Below are 4630 nucleotides of genomic sequence, written 5' to 3'. Positions count from 1 at the left end.
CTACTTAAATCACTTAACGCTGTGGGCTTAACTATTTTGGCGTTGATTTATATCGTTATAGCGTTTACGTTTAGAAGTTATAGCCAGCCGTTATTGTTGTTATTATTAGTACCACTGAGTTTACCAGCAGTAGCTTGGGGACATTGGATTCACGATTACCCTGTAAACATTTTATCAATGTTAGGTGTTATCGCGCTTATTGGGATTATGGTGAATGATGGCTTGGTGCTCATCGGTAAATTTAATAGTAACTTAAGAGAGGGATTGACTTTTGATGATGCGTTGTATGAAGCAGGTCGCTCACGTTTTAGGGCTATATTTTTAACCTCGATAACTACAGTTGCAGGTTTAACACCATTAATTTTTGAAAGAAGTATGCAAGCACAGTTTTTAATTCCGATGGCAGTATCCATTGCTTACGGTATCGCTTTTGCTACAGTTTTAACCCTGATCGTTTTGCCAATTTTCTTATCGTTTAGTAACTACATAAAGCAAAATGTAAAGTGGTTAATTACAGGAAATGATGTTACAAAAGAGGAAGTAGAACGTGCAATCAAAGAACGTAACGAAGAAATTAATTCTGAAAAGCTTAAAGTAGAATATAATAAAGAACATCTCATAATCGAAGGAAATGAAGAGGTATAATTTTAATTTAGTTTTTTTAGTTTTTGCTTTGTGTTTTTCATTTATAGGATTTTCGCAGCAAGTTGTAAAACCATCAGAAGTGATTACTTTAGCTTTAGAGCATAATTATGGTATTAAAATTGCAAATAATAATATTGAAGTCGCAGACAATAATAAGAACATTTTAAACTCAGGGTATTTACCAACTTTAACCGGTAATGCTGGTGGAACATATAATAGAGATAATATTGCTGCTGAGTTTTCTAATGGTGAATCTGCAGAGCTAAATGGTGCAGAGAGTTCGCGCTACAATGCAGGTATTAATCTCAACTATACCCTTTTTGACGGACTTGGTCGTTATTACGATTATAAGCGATTAAAAGTAGAGTATAATCTCAGTGAATTACAAGCGAGAGAAACTATTGAAAATACAATTACACAATTACTCACCGTTTATTACGATGTTGCAAGAAGATCAGAGAATTTGAAGTCGCTTCAAGAAACTTTAGAGATTTCAAAAGATAGATTAACACGATCAGAATATCAATTTGAATATGGACAAAATACAAAATTAGAAGTGCTTAATGCCGAAGTTGACATAAATAACGATACTGTTAATATCATAAATGCTGAACAGAATTTAATTAATTCTAAACGCGACCTTAATTTTGTTACTGGAAATACAATTGCACAAGAATTTGTGGTAGATACAACAGTTGTTTTTTTACTACAGTTAAACAAACAAGACCTTTTGAATACTCTCTATAAAAATAACGTCACCTTAATTCAGAATGAAAAAAATATTGAGATTAATGAGTTTACGCTTAAAGCAAATAAATCTGGTTATTTACCCACCATTGGTTTAATAGGGTCTTATGGCTGGAATGAAAATAATAATAACGCAGCTTCTTTCGTTGCGGTTTCTACTAATACAGGATTATCTGGCGGATTAAATCTAAGCTGGAATTTATTTGACGGAGGAGGAACAATCACACGAGTAAAAAATGCACAAATTAATCTTGAAAATCAAAAGCTTCAAAAAGAACAGTTAAAACAAGATGTAGAACGGAACTTTAATAATGCTTGGGACGATTATCAGAATAAACTACGAATTTTTCAGGTCCAAGTATCTAATATTGAAACCGCAAAAAATAATTTTTCGAGAACACAAGAAAAGTTTAAACTTGGCCAAGTCACTTCTATAGAATTTAGACAAGCGCAGCTTAATTTACTAACTTCAGAATTAAGTAAAAATCAAGCGAAGTATGATGCAAAGTTAGCAGAGGTTTCAGTCTTGCAATTGAGTGGTGAATTATTAAATGTTCAATTTTAAATTAAAACTAAAATGGATGAATATTTCTTTCAATGTCCATACTGTTGGGAACAGGTTTCAATGTTAATTGATGTATCCCAAACCAGTCAAAGCTATATAGAAGATTGTGAGGTTTGTTGTAATCCAATTCAAATTTCAGTTTCAATAGAAAACCAAGAAGTCATAAGTTTTCAAGCAGAAAACATAGAGCAGTGATAAAAAATTAAAACACTGAAAATCAGTGATATATCTTTTATAACATGTAGTTCGTCGAAAATATTTGCATTTCATGGAAATTGATTATATATTTGATTATTGATTGTGCCCCCTCCACAAAAATCTACTATTATGAAAAACTTAAAACTAACACTTCTGTGTTGCCTACTTTCTGCATTTGTATTTGCCGAAGTTTCACAGACGCAAAAAGATGCATTAATTGCACTTTACCAAGCAACCGATGGAGATTCTTGGATTAAATCTTGGAATTTTGAACAACCTGTCTCTAAATGGTGTGGATTAACTTTTGATGACAATGATAATGTTGTTGCAATAGACCTAAGCTTTAATAATCTTAACGGAAAATTACCAAAAGAAATATCGGGTTTAACAGCTTTAAAATATCTAAATTTATCATTTAATAAACTAGAAGGTGAACTACCAAGTAGTTTAATGACAATGGTTAGTTTAGAAGATTTGAAATTATTTTCTAATAATTTCAGTGGTCCAATTCCTTTTAATATAGGGAGTTTAATTAACTTAAAAAATTTAGAATTATTTAATAATAATTTTTTCGGTGAAATTCCATCATCTATTGGTAATTTAGAGAAATTAGAAAGTTTAATATTAAGTAGTAATCAGTTAATGGGTAGACTACCGTCAAGTATTTCTAACCTAAAATCTTTAAAAGTTTTAAGCCTTTTCGATAATAGTTTGCTGGGAACAATTCCTTCATCGATAGGTCAGTTATCTCAATTAGAAGAACTAGTATTGTCTAATAACGCATTTTACGGAAGTTTACCTAGTGAATTGGCACAGTTAACCAATCTTAAAACCTTGTTATTAAGTAACAACGGATTTAAAGGAAATTATACACTATTAAAAGATCAATTACCAAATATTGTAGATTTTGATTTAGACGCAGCAAATATGAAAGGAGCTTTAGCGACCTTAGACTCTGAAGATGAAGACAACTAACAAATTATAATTTAAATACACATAAAAAGCGCTCCTAAAATCGAGTGTTTTTTTTTGTTTTAATTCTTGCTATAATTAAAAAGCGTTGTATATTTGCATTCCTAAAATGATTGAGTCGGTATTATGAACCGAAAGTTAAAAGCTAAGAAAATTATTTTAATATTAAATCGCGGGATAGAGCAGTAGGTAGCTCGTCGGGCTCATAACCCGAAGGTCACTGGTTCGAGTCCAGTTCCCGCTACTAAGGCGAAAGCCATTAAAATCAACGGATTGTGTTCTCACAATCCGTTTTTTTATGTCTTATATTTTCTTACTTTTACAAAACGTATACGAAAACGTACACGCTTTGCCTATGAAATTGAATTATTCAGAGCCTAGAATCTTTCTTTATGGCTAAGCCTCGCCGCAAAGGCAAAGAAAGCGTCCTGTAAAGGAAATAGGAACACCTCAGATTGTTGTATTAACAGTCGGTTATAAAGGATATAAAATCGGAGTTAATAGTGAAAAAGTGAGACATGACTTTCCAGATACAATAATATTGGTTTCTCCAAAAGTTGTGTCAATCTTTATGTATTCAAATTCAATATTAAGTTCATCTTATTTTGGTCATATAAACTTAAAACCTCCTTCTTTCCTAAATCTGTTTTGAAAAGTGATGTCATTGGTTTTGGTTAATGTGCTACAACTTGATGTGTATGGTTAGTTGCGTAATTAAGCAACTAAATTAGTAAACAAATACTGACTAGATAAAATTCCGAAGGAATTTTCTAAATAGGCAACGACCAAAGCAATTAATTATACACGTTGCTAGCCTTTTTTTTGTTCATATATATGAAATTAATAAATAACTTCAGCAATAATAATATTCTCGTTTTATTCTTCTTAATTTATAGCATAAAAAAATGATTTTTTTAAATAAAATATTTGTCTTTCTTACAATAATAATGTTTGCATTTAATGGAAATTCCCAAAGTTTGGAAACTCAATTCAGTTATGGCTTTCCCGGAGGAGATGCTAAGGATCTGATCTCATATAATTTTTCAGGAGATATAGCTTATATGATTCCAGTTAAATTCAATAGGAAAGATGATGAAGATGATCCATACGATAGAGTTATTGGTAATAAGCATATAGGTATTGATATTGGTGTATCAGCTGGGTATTCATATTCAGTTGGAAAAGAGGGTTTAGATGATTTTCAATTTTTACCAATAGCTGCTGTTCCGAGAATAACTTATTTTAAATTATTTTCTTTAAGTTTTCCAATTGGTTATGCAATAGGATTAAACCCTGATGTCAGTTCAGGCGGTTTTTATGGTGGGCCAAATTTTGCTATTTCGGGTAAAAAACTATCATTTAATTTGTCTTTAAGAATGATTAATTTAGATGGTTTGTACTGGAGGACGATTAACATTGGTTTAGGTTACAAATTCTAAAAGTTTACATTATATAACATATTTAAGGCTAATGATAGATTTATGGTCAGTGGCCCTTATTCAT

General features: G+C 31.2%; 5 protein-coding genes and 1 tRNA gene. All 6 read left to right on the top strand.

Annotated elements, in window-relative coordinates; translation table 11 throughout:
• The coding region (locus tag B2U95_RS15960) for an efflux RND transporter permease subunit (RefSeq protein WP_296317912.1) at positions 1-645 on the top strand (645 nt) is incomplete at its 5' end.
• Complete coding sequence (locus B2U95_RS15955; RefSeq protein WP_296317910.1) at positions 632-1957, top strand: TolC family protein; 1326 nt, start codon at positions 632-634, stop codon at positions 1955-1957. The genes B2U95_RS15960 and B2U95_RS15955, both read left to right, overlap by 14 nt.
• Before the next feature lie 12 nt (positions 1958-1969).
• Complete coding sequence (locus B2U95_RS15950; RefSeq protein ID WP_296317908.1) at positions 1970-2152, top strand: CPXCG motif-containing cysteine-rich protein; 183 nt, start codon at positions 1970-1972, stop codon at positions 2150-2152.
• A gap of 132 nt (positions 2153-2284) precedes the next feature.
• Positions 2285-3130 carry a leucine-rich repeat domain-containing protein gene (locus B2U95_RS15945; RefSeq protein WP_296317905.1) on the top strand — a complete coding sequence of 282 codons (846 nt, stop codon included), beginning with the start codon at positions 2285-2287 and terminating at the stop codon, positions 3128-3130.
• A gap of 168 nt (positions 3131-3298) precedes the next feature.
• Positions 3299-3371 (top strand) — tRNA-Met (locus tag B2U95_RS15940).
• Between the two features lie 733 nt (positions 3372-4104).
• Entirely contained in the window at positions 4105-4566 is a 462-nt protein-coding gene (locus B2U95_RS15935; protein WP_296317903.1) for a hypothetical protein, read from the top strand.
• Positions 4567-4630: the final 64 nt, after the last annotated feature.

It is taken from the genome of Winogradskyella sp. UBA3174, assembly GCF_002364335.1.
Classification (GTDB): Bacteria; Bacteroidota; Bacteroidia; order Flavobacteriales; family Flavobacteriaceae; genus Winogradskyella.
The sequence above is the reverse complement of the archived record's forward strand: the minus strand, read 5'-3'. Positions and strand labels throughout refer to the sequence as shown.

Excerpts from the sequence above, each read along its gene's own strand:
- B2U95_RS15955 (WP_296317910.1), top strand. The coding sequence starts at position 632 with ATGAAGAGGTATAATTTTAATTTAGTTTTTTTAGTTTTTGCTTTGTGT.
- B2U95_RS15950 (WP_296317908.1), top strand. The coding sequence starts at position 1,970 with ATGGATGAATATTTCTTTCAATGTCCATACTGTTGGGAACAGGTTTCA.
- B2U95_RS15945 (WP_296317905.1), top strand. The coding sequence starts at position 2,285 with ATGAAAAACTTAAAACTAACACTTCTGTGTTGCCTACTTTCTGCATTT.